Here is a 21,135-nt window from a genome sequence, read left to right on the forward strand (position 1 = left end):
GTCGGCACCGGCTGCACGGCGGACATTGAACACTGCCCAGGATGGACGGATGGGCACAGGCCCTGGCACCGATCTGGCCACGCGCACGTTGGCGCTGCGCCAACTGCTTGTGGACCCGGCCTGGGCCATGGGATGGGGGCCGGTTCCACGGCTGGCGGCTATGCTGCTGACTGTGCATAGCGGCACATACCTGTCATGGCTTGTCTATGCCGGGCATGCAAGAGTGTGTTGACTCAATGCGACCAGCGGGGGACTGATCCAGCACACGGAGGTCGTGAAGTGTTGAAGAAACGGAGCGACTGAATGAAATCTGCCGGAGTCAGAGGCACGGTGTCCATCGAGCTGGTGCATGAGGCCTTGAACGCGGCCAACGTCAGAAACCTGGAGGTCGCCCGGGTGCTTGAGGCCGCCAAGCTCGATCGCGACCTGCTGCGCTCCGCGAAGGCGCGCATTTCAGCGCAGTCCTATTCCGATATGTGGGTGGCACTGGCCGATCTGATGGACGATGAGTTCTTCGGGCTGGACAGCCATGGGCTGCGCCGCGGCAGCTACGCGCTCATGACGCGCGCGGCCGTGAGTGCGCACAATCTCGAGCATGCGATCCGCAGGATAGTGCGCTTCCTGCGTTCCACGCTGGACGACTTCCGCGGCGAGCTGGTGCTGGAGGACAACGAGGCGCGCATCTATCTGCATGACGGCGGCGTCATGCGCCGGCTGTTCGGCTACGGCACCTGGTTCATTCTGGTGCATGGCCTGGCCTGCTGGCTGGTGCACAGGCGCATCGAGCTGACCAGCATGCAGTTTCGCAATCCGCCGCCGGCAGACGACAGCCACTACCGCACGCGCTTTTGTGACAACCTGGTCTTCAACGGCGACACCACGTTCATTGCCTTCCCGGCCGACCTGCTGGGCCTGGCGATTGTGGAAACGCCGGAAACGGTGGAGCGCTTTTTGCGCGCGGCCCCGGCGAATCTGTTGGTCCAGTACCGCAATGACGCCAGCAGCACGGCGCAGATCCGCAAGCGGCTGCGCAGCCAGACTCCGGAAGAATGGCCCGACCTCGAGGCGCTGGCGCAGGCGCTGTGCATTTCCGCCACCACGCTGCAGCGCCGCCTGCAGCTGGAGGGAAGCAATTACCAGCGCCTCAAGGACGATTTGCGGCGCGACATCGCCATCGACCTGCTGTCCGCGACGCCACTGACGGTGGCGGAAGTCGCTGCGAGAACCGGTTTCCAGGAGCCCAGCGCCTTCCACCGCGCCTTCAAGAAATGGACCGGAGTGAGCCCGGGCGCCTATCGCAGCAGCAGCCATGACGACCGGCGCTAGCGTGCGCCGCGCGCGCTGAGACCTCCTGCCCATCGACCCCACACCGGTCGAGGCGTGCGGGCATGGTTTCGCCGGCCCGTTGAACCTAATCTCCGTCGTAGCCGCAAGCAATGCGGCATTCACAACGACAGGAGACAAACATGCAACAGGTAGATGTACATGCCTTGGCCGGGCAATCGCGCTTCAACGGCTTCCACGGTCTGGTGCTTTTCTGGTGCGTCCTGATCTTGATCATCGACGGCTATGACCTGGCGGTGGTCGGCGCCGCGCTGCCCTCGATCATGAAAGACATGGGCATTGATGCCACCAGCGCCGGCGTGATGGCCGGCTCGGCGCTGTTCGGCACCATGCTGGGCGCAATCTTTCTCGGCTCCCTCGCGGACCGCATCGGCCGCCCGCGCATGACGGCGGTGTGCGTCGCGCTGTTCAGCCTGTTCACGGCGGGCGCGGGCCTGACCAACGACCCCATCAGCTTCAGCGTCATGCGTTTCATCGCCGGCCTGGGCATTGGCGGCGTGCTGCCCATCATGACCGCGCAAATGGGCGAGTTCGCTCCCGCCAAGCTGCGCACCCGGCTGGTCACGATGGTGTTTGCCGGCTACTCGGTGGGCGGCATCCTGGTGGCGCTGACCGCCAAGCAGCTGATCGAGAGCCACGGCTGGCAATCGGTCTTCTATGTCGCCGGCCTGCCGGTGCTGCTGATTCCGTTCATTCTCAAGACCATGCCGGAGTCGCTTTCCAACCTGGTCAAGCGCGGTGACCAGCAGGAGCTCGCTCGCCTGGCGCGCAAGATCGCTCCCGAGCGCAATCTGCGCGCCGACACGGTCTTTGTCGGCTCGCCCGCCGACAAGGTCCGCAGCGCCCCCGTGCGCAGCCTGTTCGAGGAAGGACGCGGCTTCAGCACCGTCATGATCTGGATGGCGTTCATGACCGGCCTGTTCATGGTCTACGCGCTCAATTCCTGGCTGACCAAGCTGATGGCCATGGCCGGCTACAGCCTGGGTTCGGCGTTGAACTTCGTCATTGTCTTCAATGTGGGGGCCATTGTCGGGGCGATCGGCGGCGGGCTGCTCAGCGACAAGTTCAACATCAAGCATGTGCTGGTGAGTTTCTATGTGGTCGGCGCCATCTCCTTGACCGCATTGGCCTTCACCAAGTCCACCGAACTGCTGTTCCTGATGGTGTTCATTGTCGGTGCCTCCACGCTGGGCACCCAGCTGCTGGCCTATGCCTATGCGGGTGACTTCTACCCGCCCGCCAACCGGGCCACCGGCGTGGGCTTCGCCTCCGGCGTGGGCCGCATCGGCGCCATCGTTGCGCCCGTGCTGATTGGCTGGCTGGTGTCGCTGGACCTGCCCATGGAGCAGAACTTCATGGCCATTGCCGTGGCCGGTGTTATCGGCGCAGTGGCGGTGATGCTGGTCAACCAGTCGCGTGCGGATTCGACGCGCGTCAAGCAAGGTGGAGCGCTGGCGAACTGACGCGCCCTGCCGCTGCCCGCCGGCCCCGCCAGGGTTGGGACCTGCGGGCATAGACGAATGGCCTGACTGTTCCTACAGTGGGATTCAGACGAGGCCCCGGTACAAGCCGCGGCTTGTGGGCCAGGGGCGGTGAAACTGTGATTGTTGACATGCGCGGCGGCGCGGCTGCCGCGCCGATATGGGATTGCCATGAGTGCGAAACTTCTTGTCCTTGAGGACCCCGCGGTCATAGACCGCAATGCCGCCAGCCCGGTGAATGCCGAGGCCTTGCGGGATGCGGTGGATTGGGCCATCACCTCGCGCCGCAGCGTGCGGGCGTTCCTGCCCACGCCGGTGGCGCGCGAAGACGTGGAGGCGATACTGACCACGGCCAGCTACAGCGCCTCCGGCATGAACATGCAGCCGTGGCAGGTGCATGTGGTGACCGGTGCGGCCAAGGCGCATCTTTCGGCCGAACTCGCCAAGCTGGACGACGATCCCGCCCAGGCCGGCGCGCTGGTCGAGCCCTACGACTACTATCCGCGCGAATGGTTTTCCCCCTATCTCGAGCGCCGGCGCAAGGTCGGCTGGGACCTGTACGGCCTGCTGGGAATCGCCAAGGGCGACAAGCAGCGCATGCATGCCCAGCACGGCAGGAACTACCGCTTCTTCGACGCTCCGGTAGGCCTGTTCTTCACCGTCAGCCGGGAGCTGCAGGAAGGCAGCCTGCTGGATTACGGCATGTTCCTGCAAAGCGTGATGGTGGCGGCGCGCAGCCGCAACCTGCACACTTGCCCCCAGGCCGCCTTCCTCAAATTCCACCGCAAGATCGGCTCCCTGCTGGGAATTCCGGTCGGGCAGATGCTGGTGTGCGGCATGAGCCTGGGATATGCGGACGACTCCCGGGTGGAAAACTCGCTCACCACGCTGCGTGAGCCGGTGTCCGCGTTCACCACTTTCCACGACAAGCAGCCGGAGACATAAAAATGAGTGCAGATTCGTATTCCAAAGGATTGGAGCGTTGCGACGCCAACCACCTGCCCTTGACGCCGCTGGGTTTTCTGGACCGCGCCGCCCTGGTACAGCCCCATCGCCTGGCCGTGATCCATGGCAGCCACACCCAGACCTGGAAGCAGACGCGCGAGCGCTGCTACCGCCTGGCCTCGGCCCTGGTGTCCCGCGGCATCCGGGTCGGCGACACGGTGTCGGTGCTGGCGCCCAACACCCCGGCCATGCTGGAGGCGCATTTCGGCGTGCCCCTGTCGGGCGCGGTGCTCACCGCCATCAACCACCGCCTCGATGCCGAAGGCATTGCCTTCATCCTGCGCCACGGGGAATGCAAGCTGCTGCTGGTCGACCGCGAGTATGCGGCGGTGGCGGGCGCGGCGCTGGCCATGCTGGACAATCCGCCGGCGGTCATCGACATCAACGACCATCTGGCGCCCGAAGGCCAGGCCATCGGGCAGACGGACTACGAGAGCCTTCTGGCCGAGGGCGACCCCGCCTTCCCGGGCGTCTGGCCCGAGGACGAATGGCAGCCGATCGCGCTGAACTACACCTCGGGCACGACCGGCGACCCCAAAGGGGTGGTCGCCAGCCATCGCGGCACCTACCTGATGAGCCAGCTGCAGATCACCAACTGGGCCATGCCGCGCGCGCCGCGTTATCTGTGGACGCTGCCCATGTTCCATGCCAACGGCTGGTGCTTCACCTGGGGCATCACGGCCGCCGCCGGCACCCATGTCTGCCTGCGCCGGGTGTCGGCCGACAACGTGCTCGACGCCATAGACCAGCACCAGGTGGACCATCTGTGCGCCGCGCCGATTGTGATGGCCATGCTGGCGGACACGCGCAGCCGCAAGCTCGAGCGCCCGGTGCGCGTGCTGACGGCGGGTTCGCCGCCGCCCCTGGCGGTGCTGGAGTCGGTGCTGGCCATGGGCTTTGATGTGGAACATGTTTTCGGCATCACGGAGGTCTCGGGCACGCCCGTGAGCTGCGTGTGGCAGGACGGCTGGAGCGAGCTGCCGGGCGATGTACAGGGCAAACTGCGTGTGTGCCAGGGCGCGCGCGCCGCGATGTTCGAAGGGCTGATGGTCGGCGATGCCCAGACGCTGGCGCCCGTGCCCCAGGACGGAAAGACGACGGGCAAACTGATGCTGCGCGGCAACACGGTGATGATGGGCTACTTCAAGAACGAAGCGGCCACCCGCAAGGCCCTGGCCGATGGCTGGTTCCGCACCGGCGATGTGGCGGTGATGCATGACAACGGCTATATCCAGATCACCGACCGTTCCAAGGACGTGATCATCTCCGGCGGCGAGAACATTTCCTCCGTCGAGGTGGAGGATGTGGTCCATGCGCATCCCGCGGTGCTGCATGCGGCGGTGGTCGCCCAGCCCGACGAGAAATGGGGGGAGGTGCCCTGCGTCTTCATCGAGCTGCGCCAGGGCGTGGCTGCGCCCTCCGAGGAAGAGATCATTGCGTTTTGCCGCCAGCGCCTGGCGCATTTCAAGTGCCCGCGCCGCGTGATCTTCAACGAGCTGCCCAAGACCGCGACCGGCAAGATCCAGAAGTTCCGGCTGCGCCAGGAGGCGGGCAGCCGCGAAGCCATCACCCGCCTGGCGGCCCCGGCCTGAGCCCGGTGCAGCGCCGGCAGGCGCTGGCGGTGGGCCGGGGGCCGGCCCACCGACGGGCCTGTGGCGGCCCAACTGCTGGCAGGCCGGCGCCGGCGCGGCGTCCTTGCGCGGGTGTGCGACGCCAGCCTGCGTGCCGCTGCTTCCATTGAGCCTCTTTCTGTGCGCTCGCAGCAAGCCGGCCCCCATCGGGTCCATGTGCCCGGGCAGTCCTGCTGCCGCGGTGTTGGCAGTGATGCCGCGGCCTGCCAGTTCCCCGGCAACCTACAACGTCACTTTTTCAGCTGGCCCAGATACTCGCGCAGCAACGCCACGCGCCGCGGACGAAAACTGCTTCGGGTGTTCTCGACGGCGGTGATGCGCGCGGCGGCAAATTTGCGAAAGCCCTGGCGCAGGCAGCACCAGGCCAGCACGACCAGCATATGGTCCAGATAGACGATGGCCAGCGGCCAGATGGTGCGCTGCGTTTCCTGGCCCTGCAGATCCGTGTAATCGATCAACAAAGCTTCTTCACGCCAGCAAGCCTCGCGCAAGAATGGCATGTGCGGCAGGCACGGATAGCGGTCGTTCAAACGATGGACTTGCGATACCGCGTGCAGCAACTGCTGCTGGCTTGCTGAAGGCAAGGTGGCGGCGACTTTGGCCAGAGCGTCGGCGGCGGCCTGGGCCAGGGCAGGATCACCCATATGGCTTACCTCGGTCAAGCCAAGCACGAGTGCTTCGAGCTCCAGCCGGTTGAATACCTGCGGCGGCAGCGTTCCGTCCTCGATCAGGCAGTAGCCATAGCCACGCTCGCCGCCGATTTCGGCACCGGCCGCGCGCAGGCTGCCGACATCTCGGTAGATGGATCGCACCGATACGCCCGTTTCCTGCGCCAGCCGCTGGGCGGTGACGGGAGCGGGGAGGGTGCGCAATGCCTGTAGCAGGCGAAACAGACGGTCGGGTCGGGGCATTTTCAACTGACAGTAATTGACAGGAGGGGTGGCTAGAGTACCACCTGGCACATCGCTGCAACCCGTTTCGATCTGCCAGCCAAAGTCCATCCTGCTTCCAACGCGAGAAAACGCCATGTCCGTCATTGCCACCGCCCACCTCAACTTCCAGGGCCAGGCCCGCCAGGCCCTGAATTTCTACCAATCGGTGTTTGGAGGCCAGGCCATGCTGGTCACCTACCAGCAAGCCGCAAGCGCCCGCCATCCAGCCGACGCGCATCACATCGCCTATGGCCAAGTGGAGTCGGACAATGGTTTCAGGATCATGGCCTATGACGTTGCCGTGGGCACCCCGTGGCAGCCAGGCGTGAACGCCTACTTCGTCTCGCTGCGCGGCGAGACCGCTGCGGAGATTGCAGATCTCTGGAACCAACTCTCGGCAGGCGCGACCATCGTGCATGCGCTGGCCCCCGCGCATTGGTCGCCCCTGTACGGCATGCTCAAGGACCGGTTTGGCGTGGTCTGGGTGCTGGATGTACGCGTTGCCTACGCTGCCGCCTGAGGTTAGTCCGGCCTTGTGAGCTGGTTTCAATGCGCCATGACAAATTATGGGTAGGCATGGGCGCCAATATTTCCACGCCCCAGCCTAATCCAATGAGTGCCACAAATGCCAGCTTGTGCTCGCCAGTCCGCGCCTGGGCTGCTCAAGCAGCACAAGGGGGGGCGTGCCCATGATGCGTGTGCCGGCCGTTGAGCGCCGCAAGCAAGCGTTACTTGTTATCCGCTTGCGTGCACACGAAGCTCGCCGCAGCGTTGGGGTCCCCGCCCACATAGTGCGGATATTGCGGGTAGCGGCAAAGCGGGCGGTTCTTTGCCACCTGGCCTGGGGGCAGATAGCGCGTCGACGCGGTGATCGCGGTGCTTCTTGGAGGCGTGCCTTTTTCCAGCCACTCGAATACCGGCCCGACCAGGTCGACACTGTCGGCGCCATTGCCGAGGGCGCAGTGGCCCACTCCCGGCGCGGTGTAGTACTCCAGGAATTCGTCGGTCGCGGCCTGGCCGCCCATCTTCTCGACCACCTTGCCGTAGTACTCCGTGGCGTTGTTCGCCGTGATCAGCCAATCCGACTGGCCCGTCCAGAGAATCATCTTGTCCCCGCGCTGCTTGAATTGCGTCAGATCGGGATCGGTGGCGTCGAGAATGCGCACCAGCTCGTCTATCCTCGCCGTATGCTCTTCGGGCTTCAGTTGCAACGGGTCTATCGATGGGTCCCGTGCGACCATGTACTTCAGATAGCCCTCCATCAGTCCCTTTGACGACGCGCCGCCCCAGTCGCTCCCGGTGAAGAAAGAACCCTCTTCGCCGCCGACTGGAAAGCCCGGCCAGGTGTAGCGTCCACCGGCGATGCTGGTCGGCGCATAGAAAGCGCGTGCCGACTCGACCTGTACCGGCGTCAGGCAGCTGTCGCTTTCCGCTCCGGTGCATTGCAACTCTACCGGGTCAAACTGGCAGGCATCGGGTCTGCCGATGATGCGGTCCGCGAGCCCATCCATGGCATCGCATTTGGCATAGGCGGCGTTGGAGATGGTCTTTATCTTGGCGGCGCTCAACGCTGCTCCCGGCCGGGACAGCTGCTTGTGGATCTTCTGGTACCAGAGAAACTGCGGGTTGTACGCGTTTGCCGGCGCACGCGCGACAATTCCGTCGAACAGCTCGGGATGGCGCTGCGCCTGCATCAGTGCGCGCCGACCACCGCCGGAGCAGCCTTCGAACACCGCCTTGCTCGCATCCACGGTCGCGCCATAGCGCGTCTTCAATATAAGCCGTGCCGACGCGAGCACACGCGGCACGGACTCGGTGGCGTAGTCGGCAAACATCACTTCATCAAGCGCCCAAGACGCAGCCGCAAACGGGCTCGCGCCTCCACTGTCATGGCCGTGGTTCGACACGATGGTGACATAGCCGTTCTTCACCAGGTTGGGGCTGACGTTGGGGTCCGTGGAAGGGTCGGTGATCACGCCATCGAAGCCGCCGCCGCCGGTGAAGACGATGCGTTGATTCCATTGCGTGGGCAATCGCATGTTGAATGTGAGCGCCTTGGGCAGTTGGCCGACGACCAGGCAGTTCTCGGGTATAGACGCCGTTGCCAGCGAAAACGTGGCGTCGGAGATGGTTGCTTCACCATACTTCTGGCCTTTGAGTGCCTGGCACTGTTGTTCGGCCGTGAGATCTGCATTGCCTGCATTGCCGCCGCTGCCTCCGCATGCAGCAAGCAGCAGGCACATGGCAAGTGCACTGGCCGAAAGCATCGCAGGTCTTGCGCGCGCGCTGCCGGAGTCACTGCCGTGCGCGCGGGAACGCTGCGAAGGTGTCAAGGTCGTGTGTGAATCCACGTTGTCTCCTTTGTCATGCATGAAAACGGACAAGCTCATCTGGCTGTCCGGCCAAACGGCGAATGTGGCCGTTATGGCATGCACTTTATGGAGAGCGAACGCGCGGGTCGATGCCCGATCGCTTCTATGTGTCCGAGGCCATTGGGCATTTGGGCAGGTGGTGCGCGTGCTGCGCCGGCATTCGCGAGACTGTCGATGCAGGCTGCCACCGTCATGCAGGCCATCAAACACTTCAGCCGGAGCAAACCGCAGCAATGCCGATGCTTTTTTATCGTGCGCGCCAGCCATGGATCCCCATCGGCCATGCCGATAGGGATTGCGCTGCGCTTGTACAGCGGGTCCTCTGGCCGCTTGGGTTCTAACGCCTCAACTCACACGCAGCGCGCGCCAGCGACGTGATGGCATCCCAATCGCCGCGCGCCAAGGCATCCGCCGGCACCAGCCACGATCCGCCCACGCAGGCGACATTGGGCAGTGCCAGGAATTCGTGGGCGTTTCCGGCATGAATGCCGCCCGTGGGGCAGAAGACTACGTCGCCGAACGGACCTTGCCAGGCCTTGAGCATGGCAAGGCCTCCCGCCTGGACCGCGGGGAAGAACTTCAGCGCCTTGAAGCCTTCTTCCTGCGCGAGCATGATTTCGCTGCCGGTGGCCACGCCGGGCAGCAGCGGCAGATCCAGCTCGCGGCATTGGCGCCCCAGGGCGGGGGTGAATCCTGGGCTGACCGCAAAGCGCGCGCCGGCGTGACGGGCGGCGACGGCGTCGGCGGCGCTGCGCACGGTTCCGGCACCGACCACGGCGTCGGGCACTTCCCTGGCGATGGCTTCTATGCAGGCCAGCGCCTGGCTAGTGCGCAAGGTGACTTCCAGCATGCGAATTCCGCCGGCGATCAGGGCGCGCGCCAGTGGCACGGCCTGCCGCACGTCGTTCAGCACGATCACGGGAATCACGGGCGCGTCGCGCATCACGGCGTCGGCGCTGAGTGGCGGGGTAGAAATGTTCGTCATCGGTCAGGCAGTCAAAGCAAGGTGGAGTTGCGCCCGGGTCGGCAGCCCGTCGGAGTCGCCGGGAAAGCCGACCACCCGCGCGCCAATGGCATTGCCGCGCGCGGCCGCGGCCGCCAAGTCCAGGCCTTCGAGCAGGCCGCTGACCACGCCGACGGCAAAGCCGTCGCCCGCGCCCACGGTGTCGACCACGCGCTCGACCGCAACGCCGGGGGCGATGCCGCTGGCGCCGTCCTTTTGCCGGTAGAAAGCGCCCTCGGGACCGAGTTTGACCACGACCTGGCGCGCGCCGCGCTCCAGGTAGAAGTCGGCAATCGCTTCGGGCGTGGTGTGACCCGTGAGCTGCGTGCCTTCGGACAGGCCGGGCAGGACGATGTCGGCCAGCGCCGCCAGGGCGTTGATGGTTTGCGCCATGGCTTGGGCGCTTGGCCACAGGCGGGGCCGCAGATTCGGGTCGAAAGAAATGCTGGCACCGGCCGCACGGGCCTGGCGCGCCAGATGCAAGACCAGCTCCAGCGCGCTGGGCGAGAGCGCGGGCGTGATGCCGGTCAGGTGCAGGTGGCGCGCGGGAAAGACGCCTTCGGGGGCGTCGGCCAGGCCCAGGGCGCTGGCCGCCGAGCCTTTGCGGAAGTATTCGATCTGTGGATCGCTGCCGTCGGCCGCCCGGGTCTTGAGCATGAAGCCGGTGGGCCGGCTGGCGTCGACGCGCGCCAGGCCGCGGTCTATGCCTTCGCGCGCCAGTTCGTTGGACAGGAAGCGCCCGAAGGAGTCATCGCCCAGGCGGGTGATGTAGCCGGTGCGCAGGCCCAGGCGCGCCAGGCCGGTGGCCACGTTCAGCTCGGCGCCGGCCGCAGCGCGGCGAAAGTCATGCACGGCGTGCAGCTCGCCGGGCTCGGCGGCCATGAACAGCGCCATGGGCTCGCCCACGGTGAGCACGTCCAGGAGTTTGTCGTTGGGGCTTGCCATCACATCACCGCTCCAAGTTGCCAGGGTAGAAATTCATTGTCGCCCAGACCGTTTTCCTCGCTCTTGCTGGCCTGGCCCGAGGCGGTGGCGATCATCAGCCGCAGCAGGGCTGCCCCGGCTTGCTCTATGGTCTGCCGGCCATCGACAATGCCGCCGCAGTCGAAGTCCATGTCCAGGCGCATGCGCTCGAACATCGGCGTGTTGGTTGCCAGCTTGAGCGAGGGCGTGGGCTTGCAGCCGTAGGTCGAGCCGCGCCCGGTGGTAAAGCAGATCAGGTTGGCGCCGCCCGCCACCTGGCCGGTGGCCGAGACCGGGTCGTAGCCCGGGGTGTCCATGAACACCAGGCCGTGCGCGCGCACCGGCTCGGCGTACTCCAGCACCTCCATCAGTCCGCTGCTGCCGGCCTTGGCGACCGCGCCCAGGGATTTCTCCAGTATGGTGGTGATGCCGCCGGCCTTGTTGCCGGGCGAGGGGTTGTTGTTGAGATCGCCGCCGTGCAGGGCCGCGTAGTCTTCCCACCACGACAGCCGCTTGAGCAGCTTGTCGGCCACGGCAGGCGTGGCCGCGCGGTGGGTCAGCAGGTGTTCGGCGCCGTAGATCTCGGGTGTCTCGGACAGGATGGCGGTGCCGCCGTGCCGGACCAGCAGGTCCACGGCCGCGCCCAAGGCCGGGTTGGCGGTGATGCCCGAGTAGCCGTCCGAGCCGCCGCATTGCAGGCCCACGGCCAGGTGCGACAGCGGCACCGTCTGGCGCCGCGCCTGGTTGGCCTGTTGCAGCATCTCGCCTATCAGCTGCTTGCCGTGGGCAATGGCCTCGCGCGTGCCGCCCTCGTCCTGGATGGTCAGCGCGGCAAACATGCCGGGCGCACGCGCCTGCAGCGTCTCGACCAGCGGGGCGATCTGGTTGACTTCGCAGCCCAGGCCTATCACCAGCACGCCGGCGAAATTGGGGTGGTTGGCATAGCCGCGCAGCGTGCGCTGCAGCAGCTCCAGCCCCTCGCCGTTGCCGCCCATGCCGCAGCCGCTGCCATGGGTGATGGCGACCACGCCGTCGACATGGGGGAAGGCGGCCAGGGCTTCGCCCTTGAACGCCTCGGCAATGTGCCGGCAGACCGTGGCCGAGCAATTGACGCTGGAGATCACGCCCAGGTAGTTGCGCGTGGCCACGCGCCCGTCGTCGCGCACATAGCCTTCGAAGCTCAGCGGCGTTTCCGCCGGCGCCGTGGGCCGGTAGCCGGCGCCGGCGGCATGCGCGTGGCTGGACTCGGCCATGCCCACGTTGTGCACGTGCACATGCTGGCCGGCGGCGATGTCGGCAGTGGCAACGCCTATGCCCTGGCCGTACTTGAGCACTGCCGCGCCGCGCGCAATGGCCGCCAGGGCCAGCTTGTGGCCCGAGGCAATGGGTTCGGTCACGGTGATGGCGCGGCCATTCAGTAGCACGGTGCTGCCGGGTGCCAGGTCCTGGCGCGCCACGGCGACATTGTCGGCCGCGGCCAGCTGTATGGCCTGGGGCGGGGAGGAATTTTCGGGCTTCATCGTCGGGGCTGTGGAGGGCGGATCAGGTCAAACAAGGTGAAACACGGTCAGTAGGAAGAGGCCAGCGCCGCCTTCAGGCCGGGCTGGGCCAGCTGCGGGGCGCGTTCTGCCGCCAGCGCCACGATGGGGCCCAGGCGGCGCTGCTTCTTTTGCGCATGGTTTTGCGCGATGTCGGCGATGCGGTGGTCAAGAAAGGGGTTGGAAAAGCGCTCGCGCACATCCACCAGATAGGCCTGGGCCTGCTCGCGCGCCGCGGGTCCGAGGGTGTCGAACACCGGCAGGATCTCATGGGCCCACAGGTCTTCCAGGCCGGCACGCAGCTCGGCGTCGGCCATGGCCGCGCCCACCGTCAGGCCCGCGGGCAGACCTTGGCTCAGCCAGCGCTCGGCCAGCCAGGTGTGGCCGGCGTTGAGCAGGAACAGCTTGAGGCGCTCGTAGAAGTCCAGGTCGTCGGTGAGCACGATCGAGGGATGGGTGCAGGGCATGACCAGCCGCGCCTGGCGCTCCACCACCCATACCGCGTAGGGCTCGGCCACCGCGCCCACGGGCTCTATGGCCTCGGACACAATGCGGTCGACCAGCGAGTTGGCCCAGACGCAGTGCTGCGTCAGCCAGTCCGTGAAATCCTGTGGCATCCGCCAGTCGCGCGCCAGGCCGGCGACCACGTCGCGCAGCACTTCGCCGTTGCGCTCTATCAGCTCGCAGGGCAGCAGCGTCAGCGCTGCCTGGGGCGCGCGCTGCCAGCGGCCGTGCAGCAGCACCAGCAGCTTGGCCGGAAAACTGTGCGGTGCCGCGCTGGCGGCAAGCAGCGCAGCCGGGCCGTCGCGTTCGTCCAGCAGATAGCCCTTGTCGGCGGTGTTGGAGACAATGACCTGCACCTCGCCGGCCACCGCAGCGCGCAGCGCGGGCCACTGGGCGCCGGCCTGCCAGGCTTCGCGCACGGCGGTGCACATGACGGTGCGGTCTATGCGCTCGCCGCCCGCGAGGCCGCGGATGCGCACCGGATAGCCGCCGCCGGCGGCCAGCGCTGCAATGCGCGCCGCGCCGTCGGCGCGGTCTGTGGTCTGCACCACCGTGATGCCGCCGAGCGCCTCACCGGCACCGGCAACGCCGGCCAGGGCCTCGTGCACGAACAGGTCCACATGGGCCTGCAGAAAGCGGCTGGTGCCGAACTGGAGAATCGCCTGCGCCATGTTCTTCAGACCTCGACAATGGCCTTGACCACGCCGCGCGCCGGGTCGAGCAGCTGGGCGAAGTCGCTCGGCACGTCGGCCAGCGCCATGCGGTGGGTGTTGAGTGCGGCCGTGGGCACCAGGCCGTCGCGCATGGCGGCAATCACGGTCTCGAAATCCTCGGTGGTGGCGTTGCGGCTGCCCACCAGCGTGGTCTCGCGCTTGTGGAACTCGGGGTCGGAGAAGCTGATGGTGTCGCGCACCACCGAGATCAGCACATAGGTGCCGCCATGGGCGACAAAGCCGAAGCCGCGCTCTATGGCCTTGGCGTTGCCGGTGGCGTCAAACACCACGTCGAAGAATTCGCCGTCGGTCACGGCGGCCAGCTGGTCGCTGTCGCCTTCGCCCAGCGTGACGGCATGGGTCACGCCCAGCTCGCGCTGGCAGAAATCGACGCGGTCCTGGCGGCCGTCAATGGCGGTGACGGTGGCGCCGCGCGCCTTGGCGAAGATCATCGCCGCCATGCCTATGGGGCCGGCGCCGACCACCAGCACGCGCTGGCCGGGCTTCACGTCGCCGCGGCGCACGCCGTGCGCGCCGATCGCCAGGAACTCGACCATGGCGGCCTGGTCCAGCGTCACGCCCTCGACCTTGTGCACAAAGGCTTCGGGCAGCGACAGGTACTCGGTGAAGGCGCCGTCGCGGTGCACGCCCAGCACCTGGATGTTGACGCAGCAGTTGGTCTTGCCCTGCCGGCAGGCCACGCAGGTGCCGCACGACAGATAGGGCATGACGTAGCAGACATCGCCCACCTGCAGCCGGCCGCCGGGCACAGCCTCTTCGATCACGCCCGACAGCTCGTGGCCCATGACCCGGGGATACTGCAAAAAGGGCTGGTTGCCGGTGAAGATGTGCAGGTCGGTGCCGCACACCCCCACGCGCTTGACGCGCAGCAGCACTTCGCCTTCGCCGCGAAGGGGGCGCTCACGTTGCTCGGCGCGCAGATTGCCAGGGGTTTCACAGATGACGGTCAGCATGGTGGTTCCAGGGGGCTTGGGAGTGGGGCCGGCGAGCCGGCGGGGATGCGCAGGCTGGCTTCAGGAGCCGTGGTACTTCTTGTAGATGGCGACCAGCTTGCCGTTGGCGGTGTTCTTGGTGACCCAGTCGTTGATCCAGGCCTTGAGCTCGGGCTCGTTCTTGCGCAGGCCTATGCCCAGCGGCACGGTGGACATGGTGAACTTGGTGACCATGTCCTTTTGCGGGGCCTTCTGCAGCACGGTGCTGACGATGGCCGGCGAGGTGGCGATGATGCTGGCCTGGCCGCTGACGGCGGCGGTGACCAGGGTGGCGTCGTCGTCGAAGCGCACGATCTGTGCATCCTTGGCGCCGGTCGTCACCACCTTGTCGTTGTTCGAGCCGCGGGTGGTGGCCACGCGCTTGCCTTTGAGGTCGTCAAAGCCATTGATGGCCAGGTCCTTGGGGCCGGCCACCACGGCCAGGATCTGGGCGTAGGGCGTGGAGAAGTCAATCACCTTCTCGCGCTCGGGCGTCACCGACAGCGAGGCCACAACGATGTCGGCCTTGCCGGTCTGCAGGAAGGGAATGCGGTTGGGGCTGGTGGTCTGCACGATCTCCAGCGCCACGCCCAGGTCCTGGGCCAGCATCTGGGCGGTCTCCACGTCGGAGCCCACGGGCTTCATGGCTTCGTTGACGAAGCCGTAGGGCGGCGATCCCGTGTCCAGCGCGATGCGGATCTTCTTGGCTTCGCGTATGTCCTTGAGCAGGTCGGCGCGGGCAGCGCCCGTGCCCAGCAGCAGGACGGCGGCGGCGGCCACGGTGGCGAATCTCAGCGTCGTTTTTTTCATGGTTGTCTCCTTTGTGGTGGAACGGGGGGCGGGAATCAGAGGCCGTTGCCGACGAAGTCGCGCAGCTCGGTGGTTTCGGGGTTGTCGAGGATGGAGGCCGGGCCGTGCTCCCAGACACGGCCCTTGTGCATGAAGATCACCTCGTGCGCGACCTTGCGTGCAAAGGCCATCTCATGGGTGACCAGAATCATGGTCATGCCGTCGGCGGCGAGTTTCTCCATCACGCGCAGCACCTCGCCGGTGAGCTGGGGGTCGAGCGCGGAGGTGACTTCGTCAAACAGCATCAGCTGGGGCTGCATGGCCAGCGAGCGCGCAATCGCCACGCGCTGCTGCTGGCCGCCCGAGAGCTGCGATGGATAGTTGCCGGCCTTTTCGGCCAGGCCCACCTGGGCCAGCACCTGTTGGGCGCGCTCGCGCGCCTCGGCTTTCTTGACCTTTTGCACCAGCCGCGGCGCGAGCATGATGTTTTCCTCCACCGTGAGGTGGGGAAACAGGTTGTAGCTCTGGAACACGATGCCCACGTCGCGGCGCAGCTGGTGCAGGTCCAGGCCGGGCGCGGTCACCTCGTGGCCGCAGACGCGGATATGGCCCTGGTCCACGGTTTCCAGCCGGTCTATGCAGCGCAGCGCGGTGCTCTTGCCCGAGCCGCTCTGGCCGATGATGGCCACCACCGAGCCTTTCTTGACGGTGAAGGACACGTCCTCCAGCACCCGCGTGCTGCCGAAGCACTTGGAGATGTTTTTGACCTCAACGATTTGCGACATGGAAGCTCCTCTCCAGGCGGCGGCTCAGCACCGACAGCGGATAACACAGGGCGAAGTACAGGGCCGCGACGATCATGAAGATGACGAAGGGCTCGAAAGTGGAGTTGTTGATGATCTGGCCCGCGCGGGCCAGTTCGACGAAGCCGATGGCCGAGGCCAGCGAAGTGTTCTTCACGATCTGCACCATGAAGCCCACGGTGGGCGGCGTGGCGATCTTGATGGCCTGCGGCAGCAGCACGTGCAGCACGCGCTGGTGCCAGCGCAGCGCCAGGCATTCGGCGGCTTCGGACTGGGTGCGCGGCACCGAGGCCAGGCAGCCGCGCCAGATCTCGCCCAGATAGGCCGACACATAGACCGACAGCGCGATGCCGGCCGCGGCCAGCGGCGCGATATTGAAGCCCAGCGACGGCAGGCCGAAATACACCAGCGGCAGCAGCACCAGCAGCGGCGTGCCCTGGATCAGCTTGACGTACAGCGAGACCAGTAGGCGCGACCAGCGCGGCCCGTAGGAGGCGCCCAGCGCCACCAGAAAGCCCAGGGCGCCGCCGCCGGCAAAGGCGATCAGCGACAGCCCGACGGTCCACAGCAGGCCGTCGAACAGAAATTGCATATGTGCGGCGTTGAGGAATCCCATGGCGCTGCTCCGTTCAAAGCGGTGTGCCGAGGCGGCGCAGGCGGGGGAAGGCGACCATCGCCACCAGCCAGAACACGGCGCGCATCACCAGCGACATCAGCAGATAGGCGCCGGCCACCAGCACATAGGTCTCGACCGAGCGGAAGGTGTCGGACTGGATGCGGTTGGCCACAGCCGTCAGCTCTTCGGCGGAAATCTGCGAGCAGATCGAGGAAGCCAGCATCAGCAGCACATGCTGGCTGGTGAGCGCCGGGAACACGCGCTCGATGGCCGGCGGCAGCACCACGTGGCGCAGCGTCTGCCAGCGGCTCAGGCCCAGGGTCTCGGCGGCTTCCAGCTGGGCCTTGGGGATAGACTCCACGCCGGCGCGCACGATCTCGCTGGTGTAGGCGCCCACGTTGACCACCAGGGCCACGGTGGCCGCGGTGAACGCGCCCACCTGCAGGCCCAGCGAGGACAGCCCGAAATACACGATGAAGACCTGGACCAGCAGCGGCGTGTTGCGTATCACCTCGATGTAGACGGTGGCGACCCGCGCCAGCCACAGGCTGCGTCCGGTGCTGGCCAGCGCGCAGAACACGCCCAGCAGGAAGCCGAAGAAGGTGGAGGCCAGGGACAGGGAGAGGGTGGTCCAGGCGCCGGCCAGCAGGTCAGGCCAATAGGCCAGCGGGGCGCTGAAGTCGAAGTCGTATTTCAAGGTGGGAATCCGTGCTCGGTCGCAACCGCTTGTCTGTTATTGGAATCTGGTCAGGCCAATTTAACCTATGCAAGATTTTGGCCTTACCGTATTTACCCTGAGCCGCGCGCAATTGGTAAGGCCGATACTCGGTGGCAGGCCTGTTGCCTGCTACCCTGCACCCGTACTCACTCTTGATCTCCGAATGGACGAATCCTTCAAGCCGACCGACGCCTCGCGGCGCCTCTACCAGTTGATTGCCGACAAGGTGCGCCTGCTGATACAGCAGGGCGACTTCAAGGAGGGTCAGCGTCTGCCGCCCGAGCGCGAGCTGGCGCAGCAGCTGGGCGTATCCCGGCCTTCCTTGCGCGAGGCGCTGATCGCGCTGGAGATCGAAGGCCAGGTGGAGATCCGCATGGGATCGGGGGTCTACGTATGCCAGCGCGGCATGTGGCGCAACCGTCTGCCTTCGTTCATGGGCGAGAGCCCTGTCGAGGTGATGCATGCGCGCGCCGCCTTCGAGGGCGCGGTGATCGTGCAAGCCTGCGTGCATGCCACGCCGCAGGGCCTGGCACGGGTGCAGGACAGCGTGGAGAGCATGCGCGCCGACATCGCCGCCGGCCGCGACGTGCTGGACCACGACCGCGAATTCCATGTGCGCATCGCCGAGATGACGGGCAATTCGGTGATGGTCGGCCTGGTCGGGACGCTGTTCGACATGCGCCGCGAACCGCTGGCAAACCATATGCGAACGCTGCTCGAGGGCGAGCCGGTATGGAATGCCGCCTTGCACGAGCATGAGCAGATCCTGCGCTGCCTGCAGTCGCGCGATCCGCTGGCGGCGGAGGCGGCAATACGCTCCCACATTCGCGCGGCGGCCGAGCGCTGGGTCACGCCCTGACAGCGTGTGGCCAGGCCTGCGAGGCCATGATTGCACACAAAACTGTCAGGCCAATTTCTGAAAGCTAAAAAACTGGCCTGACCAAATCGCTCGTCTTGTCAGGCCATTTCTGCCAATCGACCGCTTGGCTCAGCGCGATCCAAGGGGACGACCAGGATGTCAGCGTCACACCAGGCCATGATTCGCTTCGCCACGCCGCAACACAGCGCATCCGGCAGCGCAGAATAGCGCCGCTTGCCAACGACCACCAGGCCGGCTTTTGCATGGGACTGTTGTACCGCCGCGTGCCGCGCCGGCTCGCCTTCGCAAAAGACGGTCTGCACGCGCTTCTGGCACTTCAAGGCGGCACTGGCAATCTCCAGCAATTGCTCCTGCGCCTCCAGCTTTCTGCGTGCCAGATAGGCCTTCATGATGCGCTGGGGTACTTCCGCGTTGCGCAGCGGATTGGGGTGCAAGGGACGTATCGCGTGGAAGATCTGCAGCGCGCTCTGGTCGTCCAGCTGGCCGGCGATCGTCACCAGGTCGCGGGCGGTGGGCGTCAGGTCCACCGCGACCAGCACGCGCTGGTAACGCGCTTGCGCGACTGCCGCGCTCTTGATGACCAGCACGGGGCTGGCGCAAAGACGCAAAAGCTGGTCCGCAAGAGAGCCGCGCCACAGCGAGCGCAGCCGCACGCGCCGCTCATACGGCAACACGATGAGGCATTGATGCCCCGCTTCGCGGGCAATCTGGGCCACGCTTGCGGCACGCTCTTCGAGCATTTCAACACGCACATCGAAGCGGTCGGCGGCCTGCCTTGCAAGTGCGGCCAAGTCCAGGGGCTGCGCCGCCGGCGAGCCCGCGCACAGCGCGCTGGCGTCGATCAACTTGAGCCCGACGCCATGCCTGGCTGCGATCACGGCCGCGCGCGCGACCACGGCGGCGGAGGTCGGCGACATATCCACCGCCGCAAGAATGCCCTGAAGCTGCATGCCCATGACCTCATGCCTCCACGGGAGCGGCGCCGACCCGTCGGGCATAGCGCTGCGCGAGCAGCGCGCAGACCATCAGCTGGATCTGATGGAAAAGCATCAGCGGCAGGATGACGGCCCCCACAGCGCCGCCCGAAAAGAGGATCTGCGCCATGGGAACGCCCGTGGCCATGCTTTTCTTCGAGCCGGCAAAGAGGATGGTGATCCGGTCCTCGATGGAAAAACCAAAACGCTTCGCCAGCGCCTGGGTCAGCCACAGCACCAGGGCCAGCAATGCGCAGCAGACCACGCCGAGCAGCGCGAGCTTTTGCAGGGGCACGGAATGCCACAGCCCGAAGACCGTGGCCTCGCTGAAGGCCGTGTACACCACCAGCAGGATCGAGCCCTGGTCGACGAACCTGAGCCAGCCGCGGCGCCTTTCGACCCAGCCGGCGATCCAGCGCCGCGCCATCTGTCCCAGCACGAACGGTGCGAGCAGTTGCAGAACGATCTTGAGCACGGCCTGCAGCCCGACAGCGGCGCCTTCGACGCCCACCAGCAGATAGACCAGCAGCGGCGTCAGGAAGATGCCCAGCAGGCTGGATGCGGCCGCACTGCAGATCGCGGCAGGCACGTTCCCGCGCGCCAGCGAGGTGAAGGCAATGGCCGACTGCACGGTCGCGGGCAGCGCGCAGAGGTACAGCAGGCCCACGTAGAGTTCCCGGCCCACCAGCGGCGAGACGATGGGCTTGAGGGCCAGGCCGATGAGCGGAAACATCACGAAGGTGCAGAAGAAGACCAGTGCATGCAGTCGCCAGTGGCTTGCGCCGCTGCGTACGTTCTGCGGCGACAGCCGCGCTCCGTGAAGAAAGAACAGCAAGCCTATGGCCAGCGACGTGAGGGTTTCAAAAAACACCGCCCCGTATCCCTCGCAGGGAAGCACCGTTGCCGCGAGCATCACGGCCAGCAAGGCCAGGGTGAAGTTGTCAAAAAGCGTTCTGAGTATTCTCATGATCCGACCCCCATTCAAGATGAGGCTGGAATGTAGCGCCGCGTAGAATTACCGGCTAACGCTGAAAGACCAACAAGTGTCGACCAAAGGACAAACCGCGGCGCTTTCCTCGGCTGAATTGGCGCACCTGACGGTGCTGTCGCGGCCTGTCCATGGCCATGCCGAATCGCTGCCCAACACCGTGCTCGCCTTCCGGCATAGGCACCCCTGGATTCAATTCGCCTATGCGGTGGAGGGCGTGCTCGAAGTCCGCACCGACGCCGGCCGCTTTGTCGCGCCGCCGCAGCGCGGCGTATGGATTCCAGCCGGAGTCATGCACCGCGTGCTGTGTGCCGAGCGCACCTGCGTGCGCAGTCTGTATATCGCCGACAGCGAGAACCTTGCATTGCCCAGCCGCTGCCGTGTTCTGGAGGTCAGCCCGCTGCTGCGCGAGCTCATTCGCACTTTCAGCACCCTGCCGGTCGAATACGCGCCGGGCAGCGCGGATGAACGTCTGGCCACGGTTCTGCTGGACCAGCTTGCCAGCGCCCGCGAGGAGGACCTCATCCTGCCCATGCCTGCGGACCCGCAGCTGCGCCAGCTCTGCCGCAGCGTGCAGGCCAGGCCCAGCCAGAGAATCCATCTGGACGTATGGAGCAAGCGCTTCGGCGTTTCAGAGAAGACGCTCAGCCGCCGCTTTCTGCGCGAGACCGGCCTGACCTACCGCGTCTGGGACATGCGCATGCGATTGCTCAGCGCGCTGCCGGGCCTGGAGCGCGGCGAGCGCGTGACGGACGTCGCCTTGGCCTGCGGATATGACTCGCTGTCTGCGTTCATTGCCGCATTCAGCAAGCTGTTTCATGCCACGCCGGGGGAGTTTTTCCACCGCGTGGCACCGGATGGCGACTCCCGAGACGGGTGAACCGCCTGG

At 66.2% G+C, this 21,135-nt stretch carries 20 protein-coding genes; 7 read left to right on the forward strand and 13 right to left on the reverse strand.

What is annotated here, in order from left to right; translation table 11 throughout:
- Positions 1 to 303 precede the first annotated feature (303 nt).
- The 4 genes from RR928_RS08895 (at position 304) to RR928_RS08910 (ending at position 5,422) form a co-directional block, all read left to right on the forward strand.
- Positions 304 to 1,326 carry an AraC family transcriptional regulator gene (locus tag RR928_RS08895; RefSeq protein WP_332540302.1) on the forward strand — a complete coding sequence of 341 codons (1,023 nt, stop codon included), beginning with the start codon at positions 304 to 306 and terminating at the stop codon, positions 1,324 to 1,326.
- Between the two features lie 140 nt (positions 1,327 to 1,466).
- On the forward strand, positions 1,467 to 2,807 hold the full coding sequence (locus tag RR928_RS08900; RefSeq protein ID WP_332540301.1) for an MFS transporter: 1,341 nt from the start codon (positions 1,467 to 1,469) through the stop codon (positions 2,805 to 2,807).
- A 189-nt stretch (positions 2,808 to 2,996) separates the two neighbouring features.
- Entirely contained in the window at positions 2,997 to 3,770 is a 774-nt protein-coding gene (locus RR928_RS08905; RefSeq protein ID WP_332538427.1) for a nitroreductase, read from the forward strand.
- Positions 3,771 to 3,772: 2 nt separating this feature from the next.
- On the forward strand, positions 3,773 to 5,422 hold the full coding sequence (locus RR928_RS08910; RefSeq protein WP_332682219.1) for an AMP-binding protein: 1,650 nt from the start codon (positions 3,773 to 3,775) through the stop codon (positions 5,420 to 5,422).
- Positions 5,423 to 5,691: 269 nt separating this feature from the next.
- Here RR928_RS08910 and RR928_RS08915 read toward each other — a convergent pair whose 3' ends face one another.
- A complete protein-coding gene (locus RR928_RS08915) occupies positions 5,692 to 6,372 on the reverse strand; it encodes a helix-turn-helix transcriptional regulator (RefSeq protein ID WP_332538430.1) in 681 nt (226 codons plus the stop codon).
- A gap of 115 nt (positions 6,373 to 6,487) precedes the next feature.
- On the opposite strand from RR928_RS08915, the gene RR928_RS08920 reads away from it, so the two are divergent.
- Positions 6,488 to 6,913 (forward strand): VOC family protein, encoded by a 426-nt coding sequence (locus RR928_RS08920; protein ID WP_332682221.1) that lies wholly within the window; start codon positions 6,488 to 6,490, stop codon positions 6,911 to 6,913.
- A gap of 208 nt (positions 6,914 to 7,121) precedes the next feature.
- Here the strand turns inward: RR928_RS08920 and RR928_RS08925 are convergent, their stop codons facing one another.
- From RR928_RS08925 to RR928_RS08970, 10 genes are all read right to left on the reverse strand, one after another.
- Positions 7,122 to 8,744 (reverse strand): tannase/feruloyl esterase family alpha/beta hydrolase, encoded by a 1,623-nt coding sequence (locus RR928_RS08925; protein ID WP_332538433.1) that lies wholly within the window; start codon positions 8,742 to 8,744, stop codon positions 7,122 to 7,124.
- 358 nt (positions 8,745 to 9,102) lie between these two features.
- Positions 9,103 to 9,750 (reverse strand): bifunctional 4-hydroxy-2-oxoglutarate aldolase/2-dehydro-3-deoxy-phosphogluconate aldolase, encoded by a 648-nt coding sequence (eda, locus tag RR928_RS08930; RefSeq protein WP_332682223.1) that lies wholly within the window; start codon positions 9,748 to 9,750, stop codon positions 9,103 to 9,105.
- Positions 9,751 to 9,753: 3 nt separating this feature from the next.
- The gene (locus RR928_RS08935; protein WP_332549292.1) at positions 9,754 to 10,713 is read right to left on the reverse strand and encodes a sugar kinase; all 960 of its coding nucleotides are present in this window, start codon (positions 10,711 to 10,713) and stop codon (positions 9,754 to 9,756) included.
- The gene (locus RR928_RS08940; protein ID WP_332538438.1) at positions 10,713 to 12,251 is read right to left on the reverse strand and encodes a UxaA family hydrolase; all 1,539 of its coding nucleotides are present in this window, start codon (positions 12,249 to 12,251) and stop codon (positions 10,713 to 10,715) included. Before RR928_RS08940 ends, RR928_RS08935 begins: the two co-directional genes overlap by 1 nt.
- Positions 12,252 to 12,298: 47 nt before the next feature.
- Complete coding sequence (locus RR928_RS08945; RefSeq protein WP_332682226.1) at positions 12,299 to 13,444, reverse strand: mannitol dehydrogenase family protein; 1,146 nt, start codon at positions 13,442 to 13,444, stop codon at positions 12,299 to 12,301.
- A 5-nt stretch (positions 13,445 to 13,449) separates the two neighbouring features.
- Complete coding sequence (locus RR928_RS08950; protein WP_332538440.1) at positions 13,450 to 14,460, reverse strand: zinc-binding alcohol dehydrogenase family protein; 1,011 nt, start codon at positions 14,458 to 14,460, stop codon at positions 13,450 to 13,452.
- Positions 14,461 to 14,520: 60 nt separating this feature from the next.
- Positions 14,521 to 15,288 carry a transporter substrate-binding domain-containing protein gene (locus RR928_RS08955; RefSeq protein WP_332538441.1) on the reverse strand — a complete coding sequence of 256 codons (768 nt, stop codon included), beginning with the start codon at positions 15,286 to 15,288 and terminating at the stop codon, positions 14,521 to 14,523.
- 35 nt (positions 15,289 to 15,323) lie between these two features.
- Positions 15,324 to 16,052, reverse strand: coding sequence for an amino acid ABC transporter ATP-binding protein (locus RR928_RS08960; protein WP_332549296.1), 729 nt, complete (start codon positions 16,050 to 16,052; stop codon positions 15,324 to 15,326).
- Positions 16,036 to 16,686 carry an amino acid ABC transporter permease gene (locus tag RR928_RS08965; protein ID WP_332538444.1) on the reverse strand — a complete coding sequence of 217 codons (651 nt, stop codon included), beginning with the start codon at positions 16,684 to 16,686 and terminating at the stop codon, positions 16,036 to 16,038. The genes RR928_RS08960 and RR928_RS08965 overlap by 17 nt, the downstream gene beginning before the upstream one ends.
- 13 nt (positions 16,687 to 16,699) lie before the next feature.
- Positions 16,700 to 17,383 carry an amino acid ABC transporter permease gene (locus RR928_RS08970; protein WP_332549297.1) on the reverse strand — a complete coding sequence of 228 codons (684 nt, stop codon included), beginning with the start codon at positions 17,381 to 17,383 and terminating at the stop codon, positions 16,700 to 16,702.
- A gap of 184 nt (positions 17,384 to 17,567) precedes the next feature.
- Here RR928_RS08970 and RR928_RS08975 point away from each other — a divergent pair, with 184 nt between their 5' ends.
- Positions 17,568 to 18,263, forward strand: a complete 696-nt coding sequence (locus RR928_RS08975; RefSeq protein WP_332538446.1) for a FadR/GntR family transcriptional regulator — start codon at positions 17,568 to 17,570, stop codon at positions 18,261 to 18,263.
- A 98-nt stretch (positions 18,264 to 18,361) separates the two neighbouring features.
- Here RR928_RS08975 and RR928_RS08980 read toward each other — a convergent pair whose 3' ends face one another.
- Entirely contained in the window at positions 18,362 to 19,240 is an 879-nt protein-coding gene (locus RR928_RS08980) for a universal stress protein (protein ID WP_332682230.1), read from the reverse strand.
- A 4-nt stretch (positions 19,241 to 19,244) separates the two neighbouring features.
- Positions 19,245 to 20,228 carry a bile acid:sodium symporter family protein gene (locus tag RR928_RS08985; RefSeq protein WP_332682244.1) on the reverse strand — a complete coding sequence of 328 codons (984 nt, stop codon included), beginning with the start codon at positions 20,226 to 20,228 and terminating at the stop codon, positions 19,245 to 19,247.
- A 73-nt stretch (positions 20,229 to 20,301) separates the two neighbouring features.
- Here RR928_RS08985 and RR928_RS08990 point away from each other — a divergent pair, with 73 nt between their 5' ends.
- Positions 20,302 to 21,126: an AraC family transcriptional regulator gene (locus RR928_RS08990; RefSeq protein ID WP_332538448.1), complete on the forward strand. Its 825-nt coding sequence runs from the start codon at positions 20,302 to 20,304 to the stop codon at positions 21,124 to 21,126.
- The last annotated feature ends 9 nt before the right edge of the window (positions 21,127 to 21,135 follow it).

Origin of the sequence: Comamonas sp. (genome assembly GCF_036666375.1) — a bacterium.
GTDB lineage: Bacteria > Pseudomonadota > Gammaproteobacteria > Burkholderiales > Burkholderiaceae_C > Comamonas.

Bases quoted from the DNA above. Each gene is read 5' to 3' on its own strand.
- RR928_RS08895 (WP_332540302.1), top strand. From the start codon at position 304: ATGAAATCTGCCGGAGTCAGAGGCACGGTGTCCATCGAGCTGGTGCAT.
- RR928_RS08900 (WP_332540301.1), top strand. From the start codon at position 1,467: ATGCAACAGGTAGATGTACATGCCTTGGCCGGGCAATCGCGCTTCAAC.
- RR928_RS08905 (WP_332538427.1), top strand. From the start codon at position 2,997: ATGAGTGCGAAACTTCTTGTCCTTGAGGACCCCGCGGTCATAGACCGC.
- RR928_RS08910 (WP_332682219.1), top strand. From the start codon at position 3,773: ATGAGTGCAGATTCGTATTCCAAAGGATTGGAGCGTTGCGACGCCAAC.
- RR928_RS08915 (WP_332538430.1), bottom strand. From the start codon at position 6,372: ATGCCCCGACCCGACCGTCTGTTTCGCCTGCTACAGGCATTGCGCACC.
- RR928_RS08920 (WP_332682221.1), top strand. From the start codon at position 6,488: ATGTCCGTCATTGCCACCGCCCACCTCAACTTCCAGGGCCAGGCCCGC.
- eda (WP_332682223.1), bottom strand. From the start codon at position 9,750: ATGACGAACATTTCTACCCCGCCACTCAGCGCCGACGCCGTGATGCGC.
- RR928_RS08935 (WP_332549292.1), bottom strand. From the start codon at position 10,713: ATGGCAAGCCCCAACGACAAACTCCTGGACGTGCTCACCGTGGGCGAG.
- RR928_RS08940 (WP_332538438.1), bottom strand. From the start codon at position 12,251: ATGAAGCCCGAAAATTCCTCCCCGCCCCAGGCCATACAGCTGGCCGCG.
- RR928_RS08945 (WP_332682226.1), bottom strand. From the start codon at position 13,444: ATGGCGCAGGCGATTCTCCAGTTCGGCACCAGCCGCTTTCTGCAGGCC.
- RR928_RS08950 (WP_332538440.1), bottom strand. From the start codon at position 14,460: ATGCTGACCGTCATCTGTGAAACCCCTGGCAATCTGCGCGCCGAGCAA.
- RR928_RS08955 (WP_332538441.1), bottom strand. From the start codon at position 15,288: ATGAAAAAAACGACGCTGAGATTCGCCACCGTGGCCGCCGCCGCCGTC.
- RR928_RS08960 (WP_332549296.1), bottom strand. From the start codon at position 16,052: ATGTCGCAAATCGTTGAGGTCAAAAACATCTCCAAGTGCTTCGGCAGC.
- RR928_RS08965 (WP_332538444.1), bottom strand. From the start codon at position 16,686: ATGGGATTCCTCAACGCCGCACATATGCAATTTCTGTTCGACGGCCTG.
- RR928_RS08975 (WP_332538446.1), top strand. From the start codon at position 17,568: ATGGACGAATCCTTCAAGCCGACCGACGCCTCGCGGCGCCTCTACCAG.
- RR928_RS08980 (WP_332682230.1), bottom strand. From the start codon at position 19,240: ATGGGCATGCAGCTTCAGGGCATTCTTGCGGCGGTGGATATGTCGCCG.